The 26,108-nt window shown below is 59.3% G+C and carries 15 protein-coding genes and 1 pseudogene; 2 read left to right on the top strand and 14 right to left on the bottom strand.

From position 1 onward, the window contains the following. Nucleotides 1-61: 61 nt before the first annotated feature. The 10 genes and pseudogenes from NKI20_RS16645 to NKI20_RS16600 form a co-directional block, all read right to left on the bottom strand. Entirely contained in the window at nucleotides 62-1,378 is a 1,317-nt protein-coding gene (locus NKI20_RS16645; RefSeq protein WP_352832097.1) for a type II toxin-antitoxin system HipA family toxin, read from the bottom strand. Between the two features lie 6 nt (nucleotides 1,379-1,384). Continuing rightward, nucleotides 1,385-1,681, bottom strand: coding sequence for a helix-turn-helix domain-containing protein (locus NKI20_RS16640; RefSeq protein ID WP_352576291.1), 297 nt, complete (start codon nucleotides 1,679-1,681; stop codon nucleotides 1,385-1,387). A gap of 472 nt (nucleotides 1,682-2,153) precedes the next feature. Next, nucleotides 2,154-3,197 (bottom strand): ComEC/Rec2 family competence protein, encoded by a 1,044-nt coding sequence (locus NKI20_RS16635; protein WP_352832028.1) that lies wholly within the window; start codon nucleotides 3,195-3,197, stop codon nucleotides 2,154-2,156. A gap of 10 nt (nucleotides 3,198-3,207) precedes the next feature. Further along, nucleotides 3,208-4,434 (bottom strand): hypothetical protein, encoded by a 1,227-nt coding sequence (locus tag NKI20_RS16630; RefSeq protein ID WP_352832025.1) that lies wholly within the window; start codon nucleotides 4,432-4,434, stop codon nucleotides 3,208-3,210. Beyond that, on the bottom strand, nucleotides 4,431-5,615 hold the full coding sequence (locus tag NKI20_RS16625; RefSeq protein WP_352832023.1) for a caspase family protein: 1,185 nt from the start codon (nucleotides 5,613-5,615) through the stop codon (nucleotides 4,431-4,433). The genes NKI20_RS16630 and NKI20_RS16625 overlap by 4 nt, the downstream gene beginning before the upstream one ends. Before the next feature lie 25 nt (nucleotides 5,616-5,640). Next, nucleotides 5,641-7,887: a S8 family peptidase gene (locus tag NKI20_RS16620; protein ID WP_352832020.1), complete on the bottom strand. Its 2,247-nt coding sequence runs from the start codon at nucleotides 7,885-7,887 to the stop codon at nucleotides 5,641-5,643. 278 nt (nucleotides 7,888-8,165) lie between these two features. Continuing rightward, entirely contained in the window at nucleotides 8,166-9,134 is a 969-nt protein-coding gene (locus tag NKI20_RS16615) for an AAA family ATPase (protein WP_352576281.1), read from the bottom strand. Between the two features lie 173 nt (nucleotides 9,135-9,307). Continuing rightward, nucleotides 9,308-9,409, bottom strand: a pseudogene (locus tag NKI20_RS16610) (hypothetical protein); the annotation flags it as partial. 539 nt (nucleotides 9,410-9,948) lie between these two features. Next, nucleotides 9,949-13,419, bottom strand: a complete 3,471-nt coding sequence (locus tag NKI20_RS16605; RefSeq protein WP_352832017.1) for an AAA family ATPase — start codon at nucleotides 13,417-13,419, stop codon at nucleotides 9,949-9,951. Next, the gene (locus NKI20_RS16600; RefSeq protein WP_352832015.1) at nucleotides 13,416-14,675 is read right to left on the bottom strand and encodes a metallophosphoesterase family protein; all 1,260 of its coding nucleotides are present in this window, start codon (nucleotides 14,673-14,675) and stop codon (nucleotides 13,416-13,418) included. The genes NKI20_RS16605 and NKI20_RS16600 overlap by 4 nt, the downstream gene beginning before the upstream one ends. A gap of 448 nt (nucleotides 14,676-15,123) precedes the next feature. On the opposite strand from NKI20_RS16600, the gene NKI20_RS16595 reads away from it, so the two are divergent. Together NKI20_RS16595 and NKI20_RS16590 are read left to right on the top strand one after the other, a co-directional pair. After that, the gene (locus tag NKI20_RS16595; protein ID WP_352832013.1) at nucleotides 15,124-17,274 is read left to right on the top strand and encodes an AAA family ATPase; all 2,151 of its coding nucleotides are present in this window, start codon (nucleotides 15,124-15,126) and stop codon (nucleotides 17,272-17,274) included. After that, the gene (locus tag NKI20_RS16590) at nucleotides 17,271-17,732 is read left to right on the top strand and encodes a hypothetical protein (RefSeq protein ID WP_352832011.1); all 462 of its coding nucleotides are present in this window, start codon (nucleotides 17,271-17,273) and stop codon (nucleotides 17,730-17,732) included. The genes NKI20_RS16595 and NKI20_RS16590 overlap by 4 nt, the downstream gene beginning before the upstream one ends. Before the next feature lie 273 nt (nucleotides 17,733-18,005). Here the strand turns inward: NKI20_RS16590 and NKI20_RS16585 are convergent, their stop codons facing one another. The 4 genes from NKI20_RS16585 to NKI20_RS16570 form a co-directional block, all read right to left on the bottom strand. Next, nucleotides 18,006-20,264 carry a DEAD/DEAH box helicase gene (locus tag NKI20_RS16585; protein WP_352832009.1) on the bottom strand — a complete coding sequence of 753 codons (2,259 nt, stop codon included), beginning with the start codon at nucleotides 20,262-20,264 and terminating at the stop codon, nucleotides 18,006-18,008. Beyond that, nucleotides 20,245-21,567 (bottom strand): ATP-binding protein, encoded by a 1,323-nt coding sequence (locus NKI20_RS16580; RefSeq protein WP_352832007.1) that lies wholly within the window; start codon nucleotides 21,565-21,567, stop codon nucleotides 20,245-20,247. Before NKI20_RS16580 ends, NKI20_RS16585 begins: the two co-directional genes overlap by 20 nt. After that, the gene (locus NKI20_RS16575) at nucleotides 21,564-25,145 is read right to left on the bottom strand and encodes a TerB N-terminal domain-containing protein (protein WP_352832095.1); all 3,582 of its coding nucleotides are present in this window, start codon (nucleotides 25,143-25,145) and stop codon (nucleotides 21,564-21,566) included. Before NKI20_RS16575 ends, NKI20_RS16580 begins: the two co-directional genes overlap by 4 nt. Before the next feature lie 437 nt (nucleotides 25,146-25,582). Beyond that, complete coding sequence (locus tag NKI20_RS16570; protein ID WP_352832005.1) at nucleotides 25,583-25,996, bottom strand: hypothetical protein; 414 nt, start codon at nucleotides 25,994-25,996, stop codon at nucleotides 25,583-25,585. Nucleotides 25,997-26,108: the final 112 nt, after the last annotated feature.

Raw genomic sequence — 26,108 nt, 5'->3', positions numbered from 1 at the left:
CAGTGTGCGGTCCGTCCATTTCGCCGGCATTAGTCCGTGGATCCGCTATCCCCGCCCGACTTTAACCTCCACAACCTTCCTCTCCATAGATCCGGGACAAGCCCTTGATGCGCGTCGCGATCGCGTCGACGAGGCGACCAACGATCTCATGGATGATCCCCTCCTGGCGAAGCTCTTGGGCGCACTCCGATGCCATATCGGGCATCACCGCGAGCTGATGGCGGATCGTCCGCACCGTGTACTCGCTGCCAACCTTTGCTGAGGACGCACAGCGCCCCCAGTGGCGCGGCATGATCTCCTCGATGGGATAGACTCTGTCGATCTTCATCGCCAGTTTAAGGTCGCGCATCTCAGATTGGATCTCTCCCCCGAGGTGCGGCAGAATGGAGGAGATGTCGTAGAGCGGAGCTAGGCGGGCCTCGCCCTGGGCACCGAGCAGCATCGAGTAGTTCTTTGCGTGCGCGTCCGTGCCGGCGATGATCCAGTTGAAGACGTTCGCGGCCATGAAGATCTGACGGTCTTGGACGGGGTCGAGGGAGGCCGACAGCACCTTTCTGGAGATCGTCGTGATACCTGGCCCACCCTGGTTCTCGTACTTGAGCGTCGGCATCACCGACAGGGCCTGGCACATGTCCTCCTGATGGATGCGGATGGTCTTGCCGTCGATGTTGCGGCGGTCGTAGCGCTCGATAACGATCGCCTTTTCGCCTGCGAAGTCGAGAACCTGGCTATGTGCAGCGTCCATGCCGAGCTTGGATGCAAGCTGCAGGCAGAAATGCTCGTTCTCGGTATGCCCGTGCAAGTGCGGCAAAGGCGGCTTGAAGATGTGTGTCGTGGGCGTGTCGCCTAGAGGGATCCCCCAGCGATTGCTGCCCTTGTCGAAATGGAACGCCGTCTTTGCCTGCGCACCAGCGAGACTGAACTGACCAGGATCGCCGATTCGCCGGGTCGCTGCACCATCCTTGCGCAGGTCGCGCAGGCGGTCGCCGATCTGCGCCTCGGTGAGCAACTCCACGTTCTCGCCGCGGGAAACCTGGTCGCCACGACGAAGGAACTGGACGGCGCCGGCGCAGTCGCGGCCGACATTCTTGAGCAGGGCAAACGGGTTTCGCGCGGAGACCTGGAACCTCTGCGCCCATCTGGCGAGGGTCTGCTCATTATCCGGCAGCAGACCCCAGAGGAATGCCTCAACGACCTTGCCCTCGTAGGTCCTGGTGATCGTCGGCATGGACAGGGAGAGCGGGATCGCCACCCGGCCCTCCATCCATGCCTCGTGATAGGAGAACGAAAGCTTGCCGCCCTGCAGGTGGTGGAGCCACCCAACCGGTCTGCCAGCGATATAGACGTCGAGGGTGTCGATGGGGTTCACCATGATCATCGTCACCTAGAGCTTGTAGGGAATCTCGTCGTCGTCATCGTCGACATGCCGTTCATCGGCATTATGATGATGATCAGCAGCCGACGTCGGCGCCGGCGGGATCTGAAAGTCCAGCTCCACACCAAGCGTGGTCAGCGCCAGCAGCACGTTGCCGATCTCGGCGCTGGGCTTGCCGTTCTCGATCCACGACACCCACGTCTGCGTGGTGTTGATCATCTTGGCCAAGGCAGCCTGGGACAGGCCGCGCCGGGTGCGGGCCTCCTTGATCAGGATACCAATGTCGCGAGCTGTTCTGATCTTCATGGCCTATACCATTCTGCATGAGCTAGCCCGATATAGGACCGTATATGACGGGTGTCAATATACGTTTATATATCAATTACCGCTATATAGGTTGCCATATCGGCAGTCCCCATATACGACCCGATATAAACTTATTGCGCCATGCAAACATTTTCGGCATGTGCGATCAAACCTTTCGACACGGTACCAAGACCGCGCGCTGGTCGAGAACTGGAACGACGTTGTTGGTGCCGTGACCGGACTGTCTGCTGTTGGGCAGCACTGAGCGGGTAGCTGCCATTCGGCAGCCGACGCCGTTCCAGCGTTTGCAGGATCTGAAGGCTAAGATGCCGAATGTCGAGAAAATCCTTCGCAGGAATGTTTACGGATGGTTCGTGCGGTCGGAACGGGGGCCTGCGACATCGCTCTCGCAGGACATCCCGCGTTTGAAAACTTGAAGAATCAGGGCTGAGCGTCGCCTCGCCTCTTGATCTCATACGTCGATCTTCATCTCGAATCCTTCGCCGAAGAAGCATTCGTGGCCGAAGGCATCGCGCATGGCCTGTGAATCCCAGACCTCAGTATATGGTGTCCGATAGTTGAAATAAAAATGCAGTTCCTTTGGACCGTATTTGATCAGCCTCGCGACCGCTTCCGGGTTCGGGTGTCGGTTTCGAGCGCCACTGGTCGAAATCGCGATGCGCTTAGCTGCCATGGCCCTTACCAGCGGGATGGTCGTGTTCGCCTTGCTTCCGTGATGCGAGAGCTTCACCAGGTGAAGTTCCTCGGTGTCGAGCTTCCGCAACCCTTCCAAGAGATCCGACGGGTGGGCATCCGCAGCCAACAGGACTCGTCGGCCCTCGAATTCGGCGACGAATGCAATGCTCGATCCGTTCGGGACGGTTCTGTCCTCCACATCCGGCGCGTCCGCCAGCGCCGCGACGTTTCCAGGGACGGTCGCGAGCTTCGGGCCAAGGATCTCAAGCCCGGCTGGGACTGGATCGGGATCGACAGGCAGGGTCTTGGACTGACGATACTCGATCCAGTCCGAGCGTAGCCGGGATAGCGCTTTCATCGTCGGTGTCAGGAGGGTTATCTTCATCCCGCCTACTACATTAATAACTGGCAGTTTCGCTTCGCGGATTGCCACCGCCTTGCCATTGAAGTCGGCATTCCAGGGCCATGCTCGTTTAAGAAGACCGTCCGAGAAGGCGTCTCCTTGTCTGGGCCCCAAGATTTCCAGATCCGATAGCTGGTCGAAACCGTTGAACCAGACCTGCGCCACGGATCCTGGCAGGTCAGGATCCTCGATCAGGGGCAGTAGTCCTTCGATATGGTCGGCGTCGATGTGACTGAGGACGAGGAGATCGATGCGTTCACCGCGCGCGTGTATATCCTTCAGCGCCAGGACGATCGATGCGGCGTAGCTGGACCCACGTCCACCATCGATCAGGATATGATGCTGTCGATCCTCCGTCCCGTAATCCAGAAGAAGACAGTCGCCGTCATCGGCAGGCAGCATCCTGACGCGGAACATGACATCCCTTTCAATGACGTGGGAACTGAAGTGTCGTGAAGGCCTCGCTGATCTCGCATCGAGAACTCATCGAGCGGACGCGGCCCAACATCTGCTTTGCTTCGGCATCGTCAGCCGAGAAGATCGTGAAGATGTCGCGCAGGTGACTGAACCCGACAGTGAAGAACGGCAGCCCGCGGTTAAAGGCTTCCTTGGCAAGTTGAAGGATTTCGGACCGCGTATCGCTGGAGACCGGGCCATCCATCAGCGTGCAGGCTCGGATGATCGCACCGTCCGGCATCCACGGAAAGAAATTCATCAAGTTAGGCGCCCAGTTCCGCCAGTGTTCGATCTGCTTCCTGTCCGCCGTCGCCAGGCTCACATAGGCGGCCGCGCATGCCGCCAGGGGATTGGAACGCTTGTCCCGGATGGCATGAACCATCGTGTTGTCATCCGAGAACATTGCGACCGATGCCGCTGCGGCCGAAAGCCTGCCCGCTTTGAGATACTCGAGCAACGCATCCAGTCTGGAGTCGCGTACGGTGACGCCGAGATGATTACTTACCCGCTCGAACCTGACTTCAACCGAAGCCCCGGGAGATTGGGTCGCGCCGGCCAACCAGGCCAGCGGCAGAATTCCGAGGCTCTCCCCGCGATCGTGACGCACACGAACCCACCAACGTTCGAACTGCGACCCGAAGTAGTCATGGCCGTCGCCGGCACTGATGGACAAGGCATTGGTGCCAGCATCGAAACTCACGTCCAAGCCGTGCCCGATTTCTCCGTCAACTTCGACAATGCGGTCATGTACGTCGGTCCAGGACACGAAGGACGGGGTTTCTGTGCATATATCCAACGTCTCCATCGGTTCGTCGTCGAATCCGGAAGTGAACGCGGGCTGCAACTCGAAGGGGTCGTACTCTTTGCTGAGATCTACCCTGTACATTCCGAGGCGGTGCCGGGTGTCGGCGGTCGCGCGCGACATTGGCGGCCTCAATTCCACCGGAGTTTCGGAGGCTTCTTCCACGTTTGCCCTGTATTGCAGGATTTGTCCGGATGGGAGCCAGGCCTGTAGCCTGTAGGTTCCCGCATCGACTTCAACGGAGAGGCCGTGAGGAGACGTAGGGACGAGGACTGACCAAGCGGTCGCTTCGCCATCGCTTTCGGAGACCGCTCTCTCGATCCGGACAGCGATACCCGACGGCAAATCCCGGATACCTTCACCACGGGCGAAGTAGAGTTTCAACGTGCCCTTCATGGCACGGCCCCGGCTTGTATCGTCAGGGTGTAGACCGTCTCCGGCGGAGCGACCATCACCACTTCGGCTGCGTGATTGTAGGCAGCACCCTGCTTGAAGGCGGCTGCGACCATGTGCTCGCGCAGAGGCACGACACACGACCATTCCTCGATCGGATTCGCGGGATCGTGGGTCAAGCTCGCCGAGATGCCCGTCGCACAGCGCGCCTCCATGTTGTCCAGGTGTCCCCAGGCTTCGGCGAGATCGAGAGAGATATGGAGCGGTACGTCCACTTTCGCGGGTTTGGAAATCTTGAAGAACTGGCCACGCGATCTCTCCGGGACCTGTATCACGGAGTGCTTTTGCGCGGCCCGTGACACATATGCTCCCAACGCCTGTTCCAGGCCACTCGTGCCAACATGCCATTGCAGATGAGGTTGCGCACCTCCGCCGCGCAGGGCGCGAAGCAACGCTTCGGTGAACAGACTAACCCCATCCGTCGCCCCATAAGCCACGGCGAATTCGGTGGAAGCATGATGGACGCTTTGGAGAGCCAGCTTTCGCCCGGTTCCGGTGGGGTCAACGGCGGAAACCAGCCCTACACCCCGGTGCTCGCCGGCGAGTTCGACGGATGTCTTCTCCGTTGTCCGGCAGGCGTCGATAAGGAACAGCTGCTTTCCGGGGACCATCGTTCGCATTCCACCGAGGAAGTCTTCAAGATTTACGGAAGTCGCGTATTTATCGAATGACCGGGCCCCGAAATCCTGGAGGAAAAGCAGGGGGTCCGATGAAGATACACCATGCCCTGCGAAGAAGAATACCACCATATTGTCAGGAGACTTCGCAGAACGGCCGAGCCAGCCGTCGATCGCAGCGGTGACGCTCCCGATCGTCGCGGTCGGAGGTACCTTCGGCTCGCTCAGGTTCCCGGGAAAGCTGAACGGCGTAGGCGAAGGATCCGAGATCAAAAGCGAGAGGCTTTGAAGGGGAGTGTCGGCGTTCTCGAACTCCGTCAGAAACCATTCGGCGAGGGCGCGCGCCGACTTGGCAGGCGACGCCAGCTGCCCCATGTCGTTGGCGAGGTGCGGTTTCTCGTCGGTGCCTCCCAGCAGATGATCGTAAGCGGAGACGCCGATCAGCAGGACGTGAGTTCCGGGACCGTCTGGCACGGGACCCTCGAATACGAGTGCAGCATCGGTCATGGTCGAGACCATACTTGGGCAGCGCTCATACGTTTGTCGAAACGATGATCGCGTGGGCCGGCACGTTGGCCATCGCCTCAGTGTAAAGGTCGACGTCGGCGTGCGCGGTGCGTAGCGAGATGACTAGGCTGAACGGTGTGGAACGTCGACACTCGGGCGAACTGCGATCAGCCCACCAGCCTTTGACTGGATAGACACATACGCCGCCGCGGACCGCCAGCTCGTGCGCAGGCCCCGTCCATATGTTGTTATGAACGGTACCTATGTCGCTGCGGCGCCAATCCATGAACCAACGACCGTCATCGAGATTCGGGACCTCAATTTCGTCGTCATCCAGGTCGACGAGTTGATTCAATCGACTTTGTGCAGTTGTGGCAGTGTCGTCGGGCTGGTTGAATCGGAACCGCAGCCTGTGCGACGCGTACCGATCCTTCCTAGCGCGTTTGTCCGCCAAAGGGTCGGGTTCGATGAAATACGATAGGGTGCAGGCAAGCCTGACTTCGGCATTGCCGATCCGTTCGAGTTCACGTTTTGGCCACGGAAGGTCGAAATACTTCATTTCCTTGAGGCCGCATCGACCGTCTCGCGTTTCGAACGGGGTGATTTCGTCTTCAATGACGAGAGTAAGCGAGTTGCTGTCGCTTTCCTGAATGTGCCGCTCGTCCGGAACTCCCCAGCCGAACGTGTCGAGTACCCGCTTGCGATCTTCGGAGCCGCCCTCTGCCTGCCGTTGCATCGCTGGTGTCCAAGACGCGCCGTTCACGATCAGGCCTCGGACGCTTTCCGATCGCATTTGAGGATATCGGGAAAGTACACGGGTCGCGAGACCGGCGATCCCGGCTGTCGCTGCACTGGTTTCGCCTGTGAGATCCAACTCCTGCCCGGCTGCCCGACCCGTCGTCAAAACGCGTGTGTCGGCGGAACCACGCGACGTCTTCTTGCCGGGATCGAAAATGTGGTTGCCACCTTCGAAAACCACGTCCGGCTTGTTGGAGGTGCGGTACTTGTTGTCCCACTTCTGGCTGGTGCGCGAGACCGGGCAAAGGTCGCCCTTCGGCGCAACCGGCGTGCCGACGCTGATGTCCTTGTCGGTATAGGCGCCTACCGACAACGCATTGACTGCCTGCCCGGGAGATTGAACCGGGAAATCCGCGTTGCGCCCGCCGTAATGAACTACCTGATAAGGCGTCTTCCGGCTCACGGGAACATTGCCGGCCGCCACGCAGAAAAGCCTCGACCGAACTCCGTCGTTCCATGCCAGCTGGTCGACGGCAGCCGAAGTGGCGCTCTGCCGTCCGCTCTCGTCTTCGCCAGGAATTGTCGCCGACAGCGAGAAGACACGCTCCACTCCGGAATCACGCTCCACCAGTTTGACTGCCTCCTGGATCGCGTCGCGCGGAACGATCAGGTTCGTGGAAGACAACGGTCGGAAAACCTTGACGGACTCCAACGCGGTCGTCAGGATGATCGGCGCGCGAGAGGTAGCAGCCGCCTCGAGGTTCGGGAATAATGCCACACCCGCCATCGCGGTGCCGTGGCCGCTGTTGTCGTCCGTTCCCCAATCCACATCCACGGTTTTGAGGTTGGCCCGAGATATCGAGGCTCGCAGCAACGGGTTGGCTGCATATACGCCCGAGTCGAGGATTACGGTGCGAGGCGCGCCGGCTGGGGCGGGAACGATCCGTTGAGCGACCGCATTCGAAATAGCATTGCGTGCGTCGCCGTCCACGCGTCGGTAATCGTGCACGAAATCGGACGAGGGACGGAACTCGATGACAGCTCCCGTGGAATCCAGCAGTGCCTGCATCTGGACCGCGTTCAGGGTCATGTCGACGACGATGCTGTCCGTGAACTTTGTAGGATTCCCGATGATGGAAATCCCCAGCCGCTCTGCCACCCTATAAAAGTAAGCCGCCCTGTCGGAACGGATCCAGGTTTCGACGGACTCGGACTTCCTCTTGGGCATGTCGTCGATAGGTCCGCTCCAGATGTCTTCCAGCGAAGCAGGCTTGAATTCCGACGTGCTTTCGAACAACTGAAAGCGTGCAGGTTTCTTCGTTGAGCTGACGTTCGAACGGCGCGCTTCAAAAGCTGAGTACGCGTCGATCTGGTTCGAAATCGTCTCCAGGCTGTTCCTTGTCACGAACAGTTTCGCTGACGCAGGCTCGTCATCGTGGGCGGCCGAGACGGACAGCAGGCTAACGCCAGGGCTGGACGCCTTCATTTCGCCGATCCATAGCTTCTGTGTTCCGAACCCCGTGGCGGTGATCACCACTCCCTGCTTGTTCTTGGGGATTCCGGCTTCTTCCTGCGCGGGAGTATGCTCCGCAAGACGGTCCGCTATCTTTGCGAAATTCGCTTTCAGGGCACCGGCATGGCCCGCCCTATCCGGAATAGTCGCCGGATCTCTCTTTGTTCGTCCGCTACGATGAGGCCGAAACGGAGTAGCAGCCAAGGTAAGGTTTCGTAGATGAAGATGAGGCTGAAGCGGCATCTATATCCTAATCCTTGGAGTGATTCCCTGCCTCACGAATACACCTGATGCCACCCTTAGTTCGAGTGAATTTGCATCCGTCCCTCAAGCGCCCACACCAATTCTTTGGTCGTAAGCTTTCCGCCGTTTTCGAGCACGGCTTTTCGCGCTGCATCGACAGCGGCCGCCGCGAGATCTGCCTGTGACAGAGCACTGGTATGCTTCTCGATGGATTCCCAATCGACCGAACCCGCATCGAACGCCAGGATGTTGTTTCGAATGACCTGGCGCGCTTCGTCACCCGTGGGCAGCTCGTATCGAAAAGCGCTGTCGAACCGCCGGAAGACGGCGCGATCCAGAAGGGAACTGTGATTGGTCGCTGCGATGATGATGCTGTGCGACTGGTCGCGGTCCACGAGTTGCAGGAACGAATTCAGCAGACGCCGGGCCTCCCCGATGTCGTTCTCGTGCGCCCGACTTGCCGCGATCGCATCGATCTCGTCGAAGAAATAGACGCCCCGAACGCCAGTCATGGATTCGAAGATCAATCGCAGCTTGGACGCGGAGGCACCCATAAACTTGGTGATGACGCCATCGAGTTGAACGGTGAAGAGGGGAAGTCCAAGCTCGGAAGCGATCCCATGAGCGGTCATCGACTTTCCTGTGCCGGGCGGGCCGACGAAAAGAAGTTTGCGGCGCGGCTTCAGGCCGTAAGCTTCGAGTTCGACAAGTCGCTTGTGCTCGTCGACGATGCGGTCGATACCATCACGCAAATCCCGGCGCAGAACGACGTCCGGAAGCAGGATGTCCGGATATGTGACATCGAGGAGTTCGGCGAGATCGCCCCGGGGCTTCGCCAATTGGATCGTGCGCGAGGTCTTTTCGCTACGTGCGGCAATCACGAACTTATGCAGGGACTCTGCGAATTTGCCTCGCCCGGCCTTTTCGGCCTCTAGCGCGATCTGCTCCGCGATCGACAGAAAACGAACGCCATCCCCGGCGATATGGCTCTGAACCATTCCCAATACCTGTCGAGAAGTCGTCATGCGTTACCCCTTCTGCGTTTTGGCTTCGCGCATCAATACATCGAGCTGCTTGAGCAGATCGTTAAGTTTTTGGCTTTCATTACAATCGCCGACGGTGACGCGTCCACGGTCTTCAGCCAACGGGCCACTGCTTCGCGGGATGGCTGCGATACGGTGCCTTCGGATACAAGTCGATGAAGCGTTGATTTGGGAACGCCCGCTGCTGCGCTTACGTCTCTGACCGATAGGCTGCGTTCCCCTGCTGCGCAAGCGACTTCATCGCCTTCCTTGAGCATCGACGTGTAAAGGCCAGTAGAACCCTTCCATCCATCGGGGCGGGGATAGGCACGCGGGCGAATTCATCAAGATCGATCTCGACCGAGGGCCAGCGGCACACGGCAGCTAGCCCTGGCCCTCAGCATAGCAAACGCTGCCGGAGATGGCATCTGGCTTCGGACGGGATACATGGATACTGGTTCTCGAAGAGAGACTTCAACAGGGAGAGCTTCGCCTTCGTCCTGCCGGATCGATATTGCCGTCTCTTTCATGGATACGTCGAGACCGATATACTGCTTCATGGCTGTCCTCCGTTCGATGCCTGGGCCCGGTGTCGATCGTGAGCCCGTTCTTCATCCTATCGGGGGACAGCCAGCTGGCTAGAGTTCCTAACATCGCCGCCACAGCTTTGGTGGCCACCGCTCCCGCGATTACTTCATGTTCGTGCATTGGGCGCAAAGCGAACGCGAAGGCCGGCGCTTGGAATGTCGATTAGACTAGCTAAGGTAAAACATCGAACGGCACGGTATGTCAGCAACGCATCAAATAAAGTCCAATCTCATCCGAGATTATGAATCGCTACGCCAGGCACAACAGTCTTGGCGATCTCGCACAGGTGCTGATGATGCGTGAGGTAGATTACCTGACCGGCACTCGCCATCTCTCCAAACAACCGGAAAACCTCCTCTGACCGGAAATGGTCGAAGGTTTCCATGATGTCGTCGGCAATGAAGGGCACGGAGGGCCGAAACTGAGCGAACTCGTAATATCCTGCAAGCCGCAGGGCCAGATAAAGCTGAAAACGCGCGCCCTTCGACAGCGCGTCCGCGACCTTGGACTGCCCGTCGCGCTGTAATGCGATGAGCACTTCGCCACCCTTGACCGGTTGGGTTGTCAGGCCTGAGTACTGGCCGCGCGTCATAAGCGCGAAAGCGTCGGATGCCCGCGCCATCATTCCGGATCGATGGCGCTCCCGATAGACGCGCAGAGCGTTCCTGGCGGCCATGACGCCCAATTTCAGCTCGATGTAGCGGATGGCCTTTTCTTGGATCTCCAGAAGGACGGTGCGTCGTTCGGCATCTATGCGGGCAACAGCGCTGTCGCCGCCGATATCGTCCAGCTTGTCGGCCGCTCGCGTCTGCCGAATGAGTTGTTGCTGTATCGCTTCGTCAAGATCCCGAAGCCGTTGCTCGCCTTCAGCCTTCTCGATGGCCAGGCTATTCAGATCGAGAACATCCAAAATCGAACGCGCCTGCTCGAACCCTTCCACCGCGAGCTCGGCCGACACCTGTTCCTCGAGTTCGGCGACCGTAGCGCGCAGGCGATCCCTGTTGCGCAGGAGTTCGTCGCGTTGCACGACGTCCGCCAGCGTGGCCACGCCAAAGACGCTCAGAACCTCGCTCTTGCGGCGCTCATTTGCCGAAATCTCCCCATCGAGGATCTCACGCGCTTCCTGCAGGCGCTGCAGGTCGTTGACGAGATTTGCCTTCGCCTCGCGCGTACGATCGGCACGCTCCAGGCGCTCGGCAAGCCGGATCGCTAGCTGTTCCGGTTCTTCGTTGTCCGCCACGTCGCCCGCCTCGGCTGCAACGGCATTGACCTCGACCAGGAAATTTTCTCTGTCCGCCTCCATCTTCTCGATGCGGAGCTGCATGGCGTGCCGGTCTTGAAGACTCTTGGACAGTTCAGCCAATTGATCGAGGACGCTGCCGACGCCGGCCGCCGATATGCCGCTCTCGAGCCAGGTGCCCTTGAGCGCTTCGGCAACGCCGGCCAGCCATTCGTCCTCACGTCGTTCTGAAACGTCGACGGCTCGCCGCCTGGCGGCCAGATCCTCGTGCCGTGTGCTAACCGTTTTGAGCGTCTCGGTACGCTCGGCGTCCACCTTGAATTGCCTGTCAAGGAACAACTCTGCCACGGCCATGACCGTCTCAAGGCTGTCGGCGGGATCTGAACCAACGCCGACACTCGCCAGAGCCCCGCTCAGCTCCAGGCGTATTTGGTCCCTCTCATCAACCGCCCGCTCGGCTTTCTTGCGGGCAAGCTCGATCTCGTCCCAGGTCACGAGCGCTTCGATCCGGGCAGCAATGCGATTCTCGATCAGCTCAATCAGCCGTTCGGAGGAAATTTCCAGGCACTCTCCGAATAGCTCTCTTGCCGCTGCGCGAATTTCCGAGAGTACGACCTCCCGGTCCGAGCTGTTGCGTGCAAGTTGGGCGCGCGCATGCGCGATGGTGGCAGCGGTTTCAGCGAGGCTGCGGCTTGCCGTGCGAATCTCAACGAGCTCCCGTGCGTTGGCCAGACGGCCTGCTCCGACACTGTCATCTCGAGCCAGTGCTGCCGCGAACTCGTCCGCCGTGTCCCCAGTGAGGTCATCGCGATGCCGTGCCCAGGCCTCTTCCCGGGCGCGACGAATGACGGCGGCGGATTCATCGTCGCTGACATCGACCGAGGAGCGAAGGGCATCCAGCCGCACCGAAAGCAAGTCGTGATTGTCCTGGTGCTCGGCAAGACGTTCGGAAACGACGCCCCTGCTCTTTCCGAGCTCTGCTGCAAGCGCCTTCCATGCGCCAAGCTGTCCAGCATTCGGAATGGCGACCCTGGCCAATGCCTGAGCATCTCCCGACCAGGGATGCAAGCGCGCGATCGCGGCCTCCCATCGAATTGCGCCGGCATCCACGGCCTCGCGTGCCGCCTTGATTTCCCTCAAGTGCCCACTCGCCCTTGCCGTTGACACAGCCGAGGCCAGTCTTGCCCTGGCAGGCTCGGGCACGGCCCGTTCTTCGCCAACCCGCTCGCGTGCCGCCTGAAGCGCATCAGCGGCTGCCGCAGCCTCGTCGCGCGCGACGCGCATGCTAGTAACGATCCCGGATCGCTGCTCGACCATGGTGCGGACAGCCCCGATGGTTGCAGCAGGCAAGAGCAGTCTGGCAGGTTCTGGCTCGCAGGATCGTCCGAGGGCAGCAAGGCAGCTCGTCACGGCATTGTTGAGGATCTGCAGCTCGGTCCTGCGACTTGGCAGGTCCAGACCGGCCGAGACGTAGCGCACCTTGCGGTCGGCCAGACCGCGAACCCGTTCGGAAATCGCCAGGATCACCGCGTCCACATCGACCGAGGCGATTTTGGTCGTCACCCGCTCGAGCTCGTCCACACTCGCAGATAGCCGTGTTCTCAGACTGGCGTCGGTCTCGATCATGTAGGCGACGCTGCCCGTCCAGGTCCGTGACGGTGAAGCGATCTCAGGCAAGTCAGCCAGTTGGGCTTCCTTACGTCGGATATCGGCAAGGATCGGGATCGCGCGTAGATACTTCGCGATGGTATCGAGCCGAGCCGACAGCACCGACCGTTCGGCGATGCTGCGGTCGTATTTTTCTGTCGCGTCGAGACGCTCGGCTTCAAGGCTCTCATAAGTCGACGCCAAGGTGTCGATCGCGTCCTTACCGGCCTTCAGTTCCGCAAGCCGCTTCTTGAACAGCGCAAGCTCGGTCCCGTGTGCCTGCTTGCGATAGAGCCTGTCCGCTTCGGCCTCGAGTACGCTCAATGTATCACTTGCGTGCCCGAGGCCGGCGCTGGCCGTAAACAGCAGCTTGCCCAGGTCGCCGCGGGATTCCAGGATTGATTTTCCACCTGCTTCCAGCGTTTCGTCGTCCAGCGAGAACATGGTCTCGTATGCGTCGCGAGACAGCCCCGCGAGATGTGCTGATATCGCCATTTCGCTGACCGGTTGGCCCGTCTCGTTCAGCAATGAGTTGGTGCGCTGTTTCGTGCGTGTGAACGAGTGCTCCGCGCCGCCGAGTTCGACCACACCGCCGATGCGCATTGCGCTGTACTCGTGCAGGAAATTGTAGCGGCTGCGTTCCTCGATTCCGAACAGCAGGTCGAGATACCCGGAAAGCGCCGTCGATTTGCCGGCCTCGTTCAGGCCGAAGACAATATGCAGGTCGGGTCCGGATTCCGGTTTCTGTCCGAAGTCGATCGTCCTGTCGGTGAACTTGCCGTAACGGATGAGATCAAGTCGCCGGAGCCTCATTGTGATCCACCGGCCTTGAGGCGGGCGGTGACCAGGTCGGCGCCGTTGGCAAGCATCCTATCGAGGAACAACTCCAGCCCAGCCTCATCCTTTCCGGCGAAATCTCGCCCGTCGGGCGAAAGATCCGCGATCACCTTCTGGACCAACGCCCTCGCCTCGGCACGGAAAGCTTCTGAGCTGGCATCGGCGCGCATGGATTGAGCGAGTTCGAAAATCGGATCAGCGACGCCCTCCGATGTTTCGCCCGCGGATGGAGAGACATTGAGCTCGAGCTTCTCCACCCAGGTGTCCCCCGTGTGTTCCGCGACCTGCTCGGCTTCTGCGAGCAGCAGGTCGCGGTCACGTATCAGCGCCCAGGATAAGGGTGACGCCCCGGTCAAACCGAGACGGACCACAAGATGACGGGATCTGACGGAGGCGCGCACATCTTCGAGCGCGGAGCGCAGCCGCCCGACGACTTCGGACCATTCCACCGTTCCGGTCAGGTCGACGCTCAACCGCTCGAACTGCGCGATACTGGTCAGCCTTTCCTCGATCTCGACGGTGCGATCGTCTCGTATCGTCACCAGGGTGACGGATTTCTCGCCGGCCTCGTTGATGTCCCTGCCCTGTGGAATTCCTGGCATCACCACGGTGCTCGCCCCGGCGTGGACTTGGCGGACATGGATGTGCCCAAGCGCCCAGTAGTCGAAGCCATGGCCATGAAGGTCAGCGACGCTGCAGGGAGCGTAGACGTCGTGGCCCGGCGATCCGGCCAGGCTCGTATGCATGATGCCGACATTGACCGTACCTTCACGCGGAGCTGAATACTTGGGAAGCAGACTGTCCGGCGCCTTGGGGCTGGCAAAGCTCAAGCCATGGAACGCAATGTCGAGCCCGCCGGCTGTCTGCAGCACTGACTGGGGACGGCCGCCGAAGATCGTGACCGTGTCCGGGAACACCAACTGCTTCGATATCCGCGACATGGCGTCATGATTGCCACGGATCTTGAAAACCTTGATGCCGGCCTGGTGAAGTCGTGTCATCTGTGACGCTAGGAACCGCGCCGTTTTCATCGAGGTCTGATCGCCGTCATAGAGATCGCCGGCAATGACCAGGGTATCGACAAATTCCGCAAGGCAGAGATCCACGATCGAGACAAACGCCTGACGGCTGGCGTCTCCGACGAGTTGGGCAAGGTCGGTGTTTCGCATCGCCAGCGAACGCAGCGGCGAGTCGAGATGAATGTCGGCCGTGTGTACGAATCGAAATGCCATTGCGCGGTCTCCGATCACAAACATACCGATGTTCGATCGTGGTCCGATAGAAGAATTTCAAGGTACGCTGTATTGGCTTTCTATCGCGCTGGATGGAGTTGAAACTGGCCGAGCTTGGCGTCCGGCCACAACGGGTGACGGTATCGTTGCCTGCTCCACCACATCATTGCCGAGCATGGGTTCACGCCGCTCGGCTTTCGTTGATCGTCAGTCATGCTTTCGACCGCTCGACCGAAGCCGTTCTTGCATGCCTGCGAGCGACGCCAGTTCGAGCACGATGTGCCAAGGGAGAAACCTGAGGCTTAGGTTCATGGCGTCACAAAAACCACAGTCGGCATGTACTGGACGTTCAAGTGTTGGATACAAGAAATAGTATCGCCTGATCCGGTTGGATATTGACTTTATGCCCGATTACTTATCGGAGTGACGGCTGATCGGGGGAGACAAATTGACAGTTCAGGACGTGCAGGCGGCCCCGCCCTCTCAGGTGACGGTTTGGGATGAGCTGGAGATTTGGGCGAAGGATTTCTCGCCCTGGCAAAAGCTGACACTTGCTTGGGCGGTGCGCTATGGCGTTCTTACTGCTGAGCAGATCGGGCAGGTCTATAGTGTCTTCCTGCATGGATTCGGACTGGCGGACGAACCAAGTCCAAAGCTCGAGATTCCGGCAACAATAACCGGCAAAGCGAGCGGGCTCGCCTCCCAAAAACCCCGGCTCTTGCGAATTCATGACGTCAGCGGCGTAAATGCGCTGACCCCATCTGCCGAGTTGGCTTTTTCGCCCCAACTGACGCTCATCTATGGTGGAAATGGTGCTGGAAAAAGCGGCTTTGCGCGCATCCTGACGAATGTGTGTTTCAGCAGAACTCGGCACGCGATCATTCCCGACATTTATGACGATACCGCTCCAAGAAAAGCCTCGGCCACCATTGTCTTGGTCGATCACGCTGGCAACGAAATCCCACTCGTCTTCGATGGAACGACGGAGCATGCCGAGCTGAAGAGGTCTTTTGCAGTTTTCGACAGTTCGGTGGCGGGAAAGCATTTGTCTGACTCAGGACCTCTTGGCTTCAAGCCGGCAGGTTTTGACGTATTTCCCGAGATGGCGAGGGTGTATGGTCTGTTGGCTCAGAAGCTGGCCGCCGCCATCGATGTGCGACCAAAGCAAAATCGCTTCGTAAACGCTTTCATCGGAAACGTAACGGCCGCTTCGGCGGCGGTTGCTGCACTGGGGCCAAAGACCGACCTGGTGGCTCTACGGAAGCTAGCCGAGTACGGCAAGGACGAAGATGCCCGACTTGAGGAAATCCAGCGTTTGACGTTGGAATTGCAGTCCACCTCGCCGGAGGAGAGCATTCGACGGCTCACGGAAGCGCGTATGCCGGTCGAGGTTCTGCGTGACACGTTAAAGCAGGTACGCGCAGGTCTTTCGCAGACTGAGCGGGATGGGGCAAAAAGCCTACTTAGGGAATTCAACGACACTGCCAAGAAAGTAGCGGCAACCGGTACGGCATCGTTCAAGTCGGAAAAGCTGAAGGGTGCCGGTGGGCCGGAATGGGAAAAACTCATTACAGCCGCTTACAAGTCGGCTGCCGTTGAACACGATCATTATCCAAACGACGGTGACAGTTGTTTGCTTTGCCAGCAGCCGTTAGGCGACCAGGCCGTTGAACTCTTCGGGCGATATTGGGAATTCCTCACCAGTACGGACCGAACGGCGCTGATGGCCTTGGACACCCAGATCAAGGCCAAGATCAAAGGTTTCGAGAGCCTAACCCTCGATATTTTCGGCGAAGACACGGTTGCGCGAACATATCTCAAGGCTGCGCATCCCTCGCTCGATGAGCAGATTCTTCAGCTCCTTGCCATCCTCAAGCTTGACCGGGATGCCATCGTTGTAGCCTTGCAAAAGGCAGGAGAGACATTTCCAGGCGACGGCACCATGGATTTGACGCCAGCATTTGAGGCTGTGATTACAAAGATTGACGCGGATATAGCAGATTTGAAGCTTCTCAGTGTCGCGGATGCCATCGCCAAGCTCGACGCAGAGAGGGTGGAGCTTCGTCATCGCGAAGTTCTAAGCAAAAATCTCGATGACATCGAAAAATACGTATCGGATCTCAAATGGTGTGAGGTCGCTGACTCTAAGGCCAAGCCGGCTTTGAGCCCCCGCCGCCTCACCGAGAAAGAGGGGGAACTGTTTTCAAGGGTCATTGCAGAAACCTACAGATCGCGACTCGGACAAGAATGCTCCGGACTCGAATGTGCCATCCCGGTTGAGTTTCGCACCAAGGGCCAAAAGGGGCAAACGATCCGCTCGCTTGCCATCAAGGAATTCGCTTTGGATCAAATCCTGAGTGAGGGTGAGCAAAGGGCCGTTGCCTTGGCGGACTTTCTGACTGAGGCCGCTCTCAATGAGCTCAATGCCGGGGTAATTTTTGATGATCCGGTAAATTCCCAGGACCATCAGCGCAAGGAACGTATCGCTGGCCGACTGGTTGAGGAGGCAAAGAGCCGGCAGGTCATCATATTCACACACGATCTCTTATTTTTCACCAAGGTTTGCGGCGCAGCGGAAAAGCCCAGATCGAACCAATGATGCACTGGGTTCAAAGAGGCGCCAACGATAAACCTGGATTCGTCAGCCTTAACGACGCCCCAATTTCCACGCCCCAGTATCTCAAAACCAAGCTGGCGGAAGAAACGTTGGCCCAAGCGCAACAGCTCCTCGGCTCGGCTCGGGTAGATCTGGTGCGCAAGGGCGCCGGGCAGCTACGGCGCACAATCGAGGAAGTGGTGCCGCACCTGTTGCTCAAGCAAGTTGTGAGACGTTGGGACGACCGCATCATGGTGACAGCACTTCGTCGCGTCATGTGGGATCAGATCCTGATCGAAGAAATCATCGACGTATTCGAGATGTGTTCGGCCATGATGGAAGGCCATAGCCATACGGAGGCCGGCACAGAAGCTCCTCCGACCATCGAAAAGCTGGGGCAGCTTGTCGAGCGTGCCAAAGCGATCATCACCAAGGCGAAACCGGATAAGCCTAAGAACTAGAAATTACAACGGAATGGGCGCGAACGGGTTCGCGCCTTGTGTCGAGCCGCTGACTGGCGAGAGCGGATGGACCATGCGCTCGGACGACCAGACGAGAGCCTCCTTTCGACCAAACGGCCAGTTGCTCCTGCTTGTGCTCCGGCAGATGATCGATGCTGGTTTACACTTGATCAAGTCTGGTGAGCGCAGGTGCGAGTCGACGTGCCCGTTATAACAGGCTCGGACATGTGCGAAAGGCTGCCAGAGGCGAGTGCGGGCAACCGGTCCCGGCGGTCATGCGACTTCATGCGTCGTATGATTTCCCAGCGCGTTGGCGGCGATCAGGGGCAAGTCCTTGGCGCTGATTCTTTCCACCATTGTGACCAATGTCATCAAGTGATCGCTCAGGAACGTGTCGAACTTGGCCAACGCGGGCTGTGCTAGTCGTGCAGCAAGTTCTTGCCCGCTTGGTGCCGGCGAGCCAGCTATATCCTGCAGAGCTTCCATAACCTTCGCTGCCTCGCATTCCTGAAGCTCAATGGCATGCCCGAAATGCGATGCTTTGAACTCGCGGGCCAGCAATGCCAGGGTTAGGGTCTGCAGCTTCCTGGTTCCGACCCAGGGGAAAATCAGGACCCCCTCTCCATGCGCAATGATTGAACGGCGATCCAGTTGCAGGTCCAGGTGCGAACTGCGCGCTTCATCCAGCAGTAGCTTCGCGGCAGGATCGAGATAGGGGTAGGCCTCATCGGATACGAGAACCGCGCGCATCGCTGCCACCACGTGATCGTGGATGGCCGCCCCCTTGCCATTGAAATGCGGTGGCTTTCCAGCCCGTGTCGGCTTTACCATGATAACCCGAGCGCGATCATCAATTTCGATGACTTGCCAGCGGCGCCCCGCAAAAATGATCGTCTCGCCACGTGCAAGCGGAGAGCTCAGCGGATAGGTGCCGAGCGTGCGTGCATCGTGAATGATCCGATATTCCCGTTCCGTGGCGAAAACAGCATAGAATTCGTACGATTCCGTGATCTTTTCCCCGGTCTCTCCGATCATGAGCAAGCCTTCCGGCGACTGCTCAAGCAACTGGTTTTCAGGCGTGGCCATGCACCGAAGCAATTCGGCAAACAGCGTCTTGTCCACGGCCCGGAAGGGGCCGCGCTCGCACAACAATTTCCAGGCGACCGTCGGGCTTATGCCCCCGGTCTGCACGATCAGTGCCATCACTTGATGGAGGAGCGTTGAAAGATGCAGCCCAGCTGGCAATGGCGGCTCACACCATCCCGCTCTCAGGCACTCAACCATCGCAATCGACTGAACCAGATCCAGGCGAAGCCGGTCAATTGGGTGTCGTCCCTCACCAATGGGAGGCTCGATGACGAACATACGCAGCATTGCCGGCTTTCCGGGCCTGCGGCCGGATCGGCCGAGGCGCTGGCGAAGTGACGCGACCGAAAAGCCCGGTCCGATCTGCGCGATTGTCTCCACCTCGCCAATGTCGATTCCGAGTTCCAGGGTGGTGGTCGCGACCGCCGTAGTCGGGCCCGGATCGTCTCGAAGCCGCGCTTCGACCTCCTCGCGCATGGCCCTTGCGAGATTGCCATGATGCGGGAAGAACTCATTTGGAAAGCTCGCTTGGTCGCACATCGAACGCAGCATGTCGGCATAAACCTCGACATTGGCGCGAGATCCAGCAAACAGCAGGTTGCTCTGGCCGCGCAGCAGACGAAACAAGTCGGCCGCAAGCGCCGCTGGCACCGTCGATTGTTCAAAAGGTTCGGCCGGCTTTGCCGGCGGATCGCTATCGTCCGTGGTGGCCGTGAGATCGCCTGGGGCGGTGCCGTCCAGCAGATAACCCCGGATCTGCAAACGGACCCCGTTCCCCTCGTCTTTGCCTTCCACGACCGTGACGCTGGCCCCTTTGCCGGGCCGCAGCGCTTCGGCAGCCAGGCTCATGTCGCCGAGTGTTGCTGAAAGCCCAATTCGATCGATGCGGTCTCGCGCGGTCGCTACCTCGATCCTGTTGAGGATCGACTGCAACTGCATACCGCGCTCGGTGCCGATGAAGGCATGCAACTCATCGATGACCACCGCATCGAGGCGTGAAAACATTCGCGCTACCTCACCGCCTCTGCGGACGAGCAACGCCTCAAGCGATTCCGGAGTGATCAGCACGATACCCGAAGGTCGTTTTCGTGCACGGGTTTTGGCGTCCGCCGACACGTCGCCATGCCATTTGTGCAGGAGTACACCGCTGCCTTCGCACAGGCTTTCCAGCCGCCGGTGCTGATCGTTGATCAGCGCCTTTAGCGGACTGACATAGAGGATTGCGAACCCGTCGGCGTTCCCTGCGTGTTCGGCATGCCGGGTCAACAATGGCAGGAAGGCGGCTTCGGTCTTGCCGGCGGCAGTGCGCGCGGAAATCACGACGTCGCCGCCCGCGAAGATGGCCGGAATAGCCTTTTCCTGGACATCCCTTAGCGACCGCCATTTCCGCTGCCAAATCCACCGCTTGACGGGCTCGGAAAGCGTGTCAAATGCGGAGGGTTGCAAGTTCGTCGTCCGCTCCCCCTTCGACGTCGTCGATGGGCTGGTCGCCTGCACCGCCTCGATCTTCCGCGACGTCCACTGCGCCGAGCATGTCTTTCCAATCTGTGCCGGGGTTTTGCTGGAGAATCGCGAGCAGATCGACGAAGGCCTTCACCGTGTTGCGCGGGGTACGAAAATAGGCCTCGCCGATACGGTTGGCGCAATGGTCCATGAATGCGTGGAGTGCCTCATCCGGCACCAGCCATTTTTCCTGATCGCCCGCCGCGAAGACGTCGCGCAACCGCTCTAGGAGATGGTAGAGTTCCTCCGGCGTCAGGTTCGGCAGGTTGACCACCGGACCGGAGTAATCGGCCAGGCCGTTGCCGGCAAAACTGTTTCCCGCAAGGCGGGACTGCAAGGCCTCGTAGGAGTAAAGGCCGCGCCGCGTGTCGAGCAGAAATTCCGGCGTGCCGCCCAGAATGAAGCCGATACCCTGCGTCGTACCCTGCAAGACATCGTTGAAGATGCGCAGGATCTGCTCGTAATTCTGTTTGCGGGCCTGGGCGCTCTGCAGCTTGTAGAGATTGACGAGTTCGTCGAGGCAGACCAACAGGCCGCCGAGGCCAGCCAGCCTTGTGAAACGGGCGAGCAGTCTCAGGCCATCGTAGAAGGACGCGTCGTCGATGATGGTACGCACGCCCAGATCGCCTCGCGCCTCTGTCTTGGTCGTGTATTCGCCGCGCAACCAACGCAGCGCGGCGTCCTGCAAATTGCTGTTTCCTTCCTCGTAGGCCCGCGCATAGGCAACGATGACGGTTGCGAAATCATAGCCACCGACCATCTCGCGAAGATCGCCAAGGCCTTCCTTGATGGCAGTTTCAATAGTCGTCCCGCTTGAGGAAGCGCGTTCGGATGCTTTTTGTATGTAGCTTTCCAGAATGTTTCGGAGCGCGCCTCCGTCCGGAGCGGTACGGGTCGCAAGACTGGTGGCGAGCTCGGCATAGAGCGTACGCGCCTGCCCACCGGTGGCGTGGATGCGGCGATCCGGAGAAAGGTCGGCCTGGCAGACGGCAAGCTTGCGCTGAAGAGCGATTTGCCTGATGAGAAACAGGAAGAAGGTCTTGCCGGCACCATAGGCGCCGATGACGAGACGGATACTCGACCCGCCGTTGCCGATCCGCTCGATGTCCTGGATCAGCGCTTCGATCTCGCGCTGGCGACCCACCTGAATATGCTGCAGACCGATGCGCGGCACGACACCGGCACGCAAGGCGCTGATAATGGTGTCTCGATCTCTTGGTTTGATAGGTGGGGTTTTTGTCGTCATGCTGATATTCCTTCGACAGAGACGGTGAGCGACGGAGACTGGGGAGTAGCCTCGGAAAACAGGCTGGCGTTGACGATGACAGGGTTCTCGCCGTCGAGGATCAGTTCGTCGAAGCGGTCGAGGGACCAATCGTTTAGTGCTTGCTTCGCCGCGCCCGGCATCAGATCGGCACCGCGCACCAAACGCTCAAAATCCGAAGCCGTCCAGGTTTCCTGCTCGATGAGTTGCGACAGAAGCCACGCATAGCGTCGCTCCAGTCCGTCGAAGCGCACATCTCCATTGGACGTCTCGATTTCCTCAATCGCGGGCTGCAGCTCGATGGACGGCTCCCCTTCCTCCACAAAGATATCGGCCAGGACGCTTGACATTGTCCGCGTCTCGCGTCGGATCGCTTCGAGACGCGAGATGTCGACACGCATCGCAGGTGCGCTAGGAGGCGCCGCCGACACGGGAACGCCCGACGGTTGGATCCCGGCGGGAATAACCAGGAAAAGATCGTCATCCCTATCTCGCGGCTTGTTCTGCGGCGCAACACTCCCATGCAGTCGCAAATACAGGGAGTTTTTATCCAGATCCATCAGCCGGAACAGTTTCTCGAGCTGCGACACTTCTCGTGTGTGAAGGGTTCCGTCTGCCGCGGCGACAGCCACCAATTCATCGGCAAGGTCTTCGCGGCGGTCCTCTGGCACGTCTCCTATGCGTTTGGTCCAATCCACTACGCGGCTGGCATCGGCTGCGCAGACCTTGAGTTCGGCTTTGAGGCGTACACGTTCGTTCATCGACAGGCCGGGCGCCTCGTCAATCTTGTCGAAGAGCCTGCGTTCCTCCAAGGGGTGGAGGACACCGTCGGCGAAAGCAATCACCATACCGAGCATGATTGACAGTTGCATGGGGCGGTAGTGGTCGCCCGGCTCGGGAGCAGCTTCGCCTTCACGTTCCAGAGCAAAGACCATCGCCGGCTCGTCTGGTTTTGCCGACTTCAGGGAAAAGGAAGGGTCGGAGGTATTGCCATAGCCAAAGGCAGCCAGAACTACGGACAGTTCCTTCTGCTTTGCCCGCGCGGTGATTTTGTCGGGATCCATCCCAGCCAATTCAGCCAGTTTCTGGATGGATATTGGGGCGTCACTACTCGCCAGTTCCTGGAGTCGCCTCAATGGGCTGCCAGCGAGCTTTTCACAATTTTTCACGCGCAAACCCAAAGGCAGCTGAGCCACAGCCGCAAGGCTAGGCCTCAGTCCCTCCGAACGGCCGAGCACGCGGCTGTAGTTGTCGAGCCGATCCGTGCAGTCGTCGAAGATGCGGCGTGCACCGCCTATCGGTTCGCTGCGGTTTGTGATGTCCGGCAGGTCACCGCCAAAGGGGCGGATTGCAAGATCGAACGTCCCGCTGCAGGCACGGTAGTTGACCTTCAGTTTTCGCACTCCGGCGGCCGGAACGCGCACGCCATTTGGATATTGCTTCTCCACCGCATCCGCGAACAGCTCTCGCAAGAGAGTCTGTGCCCGTCGCGCCGGCGTTCGCACCCTCGTTTCGGGGTCGGCAAGGACGTAAGCCAACAAAAGGTCCGGCTCAATCGCCTCTCCGCTGCGCACCCGCATGCCGAGGGCGACTTTCAGCATTATCGGAATCTCGTAGCTATTTTCCTCGACCTCCAGATCAAACTTTTCCGGCAACTGAGCCGATTTTAGCTGGTAAGCCGAAAGCAACTCACCAGCATAACGCTTGAAGGAGCCATTCCCTCCATACACCTGCAATAGCCGGCAAACCTCGGCAACGACACCATCGGCGTCGGGTGGACTTTCCTCCAACATGAGGCGGCGTTCGAGACCGTAGAAGTAGAGGAACACGTATCCGATATAGGCGCCGGGATCGGATCGCGATCCGGCAAGCCAGTCCAGATAGGATTTTCGCGCCGCGGGCGAAATGCTCGAGTAGGATGGCCAGTAGCCGATCGTCTGACCTAGCGGATCGCCGTGAGCGCCCACGGTCAATCTCGGGTCGATCAGGCAGTTCTCCGGGTCGGTTGAACTGCCCTGCCTCGGCAGGTGCTCGCCTAAATAGATCATGCCCACGGGAATGTCATGGCTTCCCACCATTGCTGCTGTATTCGCAGGAATCCAATGTGCCGACTGGCGCGCGACGGGGCTCGCTCGCACTGCGGGTAGCCGGTCGAACCACCGCGGCTGGTCCGTCCGGGCCGTGTTGGGAACAAGAATAGGGCCGCGCTGCCGAATGGGATCCGAAACCTGAGCATTATCCGATGCGGGCGATCCTTCGGTTGTTGGCGTTGCGGGCGCGACCTTGGTGTCCTCAACGCTTTGCCAACCCGCTTCTGCGGGAGCGGCTGAAGGATTGGGCACTGGTTTGGGTGGTCTAATGGCTCCGCGTTGTCTGATGAAGTCGTGGACAGCTCTATTATGTGCCGCAACGGAAGTCGCAATATCTGATGGTAAGGCCTGTTTCTGTTCGACCGGTTGTCTTCCAACTACAATATTGGCTGGAACGATCGGATCGTTCCGAACCAAGAGGTGCCTGTTGCTTCTGGCCGATTGGTCGAGACCGCTATCAAGTTGGCTGTCCTTGCTTTCGGAATCCGACGGCTGCGTCTGATCCGTTGCGGCCGTAGGGGGAATGAGAACACGACCGCCTTGTCGAATGGATTCCGTTGTCTGAGCATTGTACGATGCGAGCGATCCCTCGTTTGTGGTCGCTACCGGAATGACCTTGGTGGTTTCAATGCTTTGCCAACCCGTTTTTGCGGGAACGAACGGCTGCCCGGCTGAAGGTTTGGCGCCTGATTTGAGCCGTCGGATCGCTCCTCTCTGACGGATGAAATCGTGGACGGCGGCGTTGTGTACCGCGAGAGAAGCCGCAATATCCGCCGGCAGGACCGGCTTTTGGTCGACTGGCTGCTCTCCAGCAGCATTGTTGGCTGGAACCATGCGAATGGTCGGGACATGGAGGCGATGCCTATCGGTTCTGGCCGACCGGTTCGGAGTGCGATCAGGTTCGCTGCGCTTGCTTTCGGATGCCGTTGGAGCCGACTCCGCGGCTGGATTTCGTCTCCGCAGGAAGAAGAACGCGGCGGCGATCCCTAGCAGGCCCAAATAGATCAAACGCGGCGTTGGGGTGGTTGGCCCCTCTCTGACCTTGTTGGGCTCCGGCGCTAAACGATCGGATTTGGCTGAAGCCCCGTCGGTGTGCGCCGGCAAAGGCGGCGCCTGGCGGACATCGCCACCAGCTTTGCCGGCTTCCACGTTGCTTGTCTCTGGAGTTGTCTTCGTTGGAACATTAGGCTGCTCCAAAGTCGACGGGCGTGCATCCGTGGCTATGGGCGTCAAGGGGTGATGTGTCACCTTGAGCTGCGGAAAAAGCGCAGCTGACGTCGCTTCGTCCAAAATACCGGTCTGAGGGAGGTTGCTCGCTTTCTGGAAAGCCTTCAGCGCGCTAAGGGACCGACGTCCCCAGATTCCGTCTGCGGTCCCGAGATCGTACCCATGTTCAGCAAGGGCTTGTTGAACCTGCCGCGCAGAATATCGGGATTCCTGGGCAGTTGCGGTGTTTGCAACACTCAGCACTGTCGCCAAGGCGACAGCCACAGTCCAATGAAATGGCAACCTCATTCCCGTTTGCCCCGCCCTCCGGTTCTGAGCATAACTGGGATGAGTTCTTTTGAGAACTCACGCAGAAGTATTTCCGGTTCGAGCGGGAGCGGACGTTTGTGGGCGAACCCTGCCCAAGCAATCACTTGCGATGACGGGTGCCTTTGAGGTCGAAGCCGCCTGCGCTACCGGGGGAGAAGCCAGGAACCTGCCAATCAGATGACGAGCTTCATGGCTACGTTCTTCCTCAAGACCCACGGCATGGCTTGCTCAATGGTGACAGCGGATTCGGAATATCCATACTCTTTGTGGGTTTCATCCAATTGGATGCCCCTTGCGACGGCCCAATTTTTGAACTCGGCAGCGAAACCGCGTATGAGCGCACGGACCATCCCTGCATAGGGCTGATTCGACTAACCGGATAGCTTCATGTCACCGATGCGCAGCAATGCAGTGTCAATGGGGGAAGCCATCACCTGCGGCGGGACGCCTTTATTTGCCTTCTTCTCTAGCGCGTCCATGATTTGGATTCGCTGCGTCCGCAGACGTTCTAGAATCTGAGTGCGGTTTTCGACCAGATCTATCCGGTTCAGCGCGACGCACTTGATCGTTGCAGCGCCGATTGCGCTCGGTCCAACGGCGGTGTCGGCAGGCTCCGCAACACTGAAGACACAATCCGAGCGCCATTTCAGTTCCGGCTCCGGATCGGTTCGCGTGGGATCGATGAGAAGTGGCCCCTCCGCGAAATGATCGTTGGACTTCGCCTGGAGCCGAGCGATCGAGACAGGGAATTGCGTCGCTTCCCCGTGGAGTTCACGCGGTCGCATTGCCTGGAGCGCCTTGACCTGCTCTAGCAGGCTTCTCTGATTGGGGTCGGTGAGGTCAAGCGTTTCCTGTCTTTTTTCCGGACCATGTCGCCCCGCGGGTCACTCGCTTCTC

Source organism: Mesorhizobium sp. M0830, assembly GCF_040319965.1.
GTDB lineage: Bacteria > Pseudomonadota > Alphaproteobacteria > Rhizobiales > Rhizobiaceae > Mesorhizobium.
Note: the sequence above shows the minus strand (reverse complement) of the source record. Positions and strands in the feature narration are given on the sequence as shown.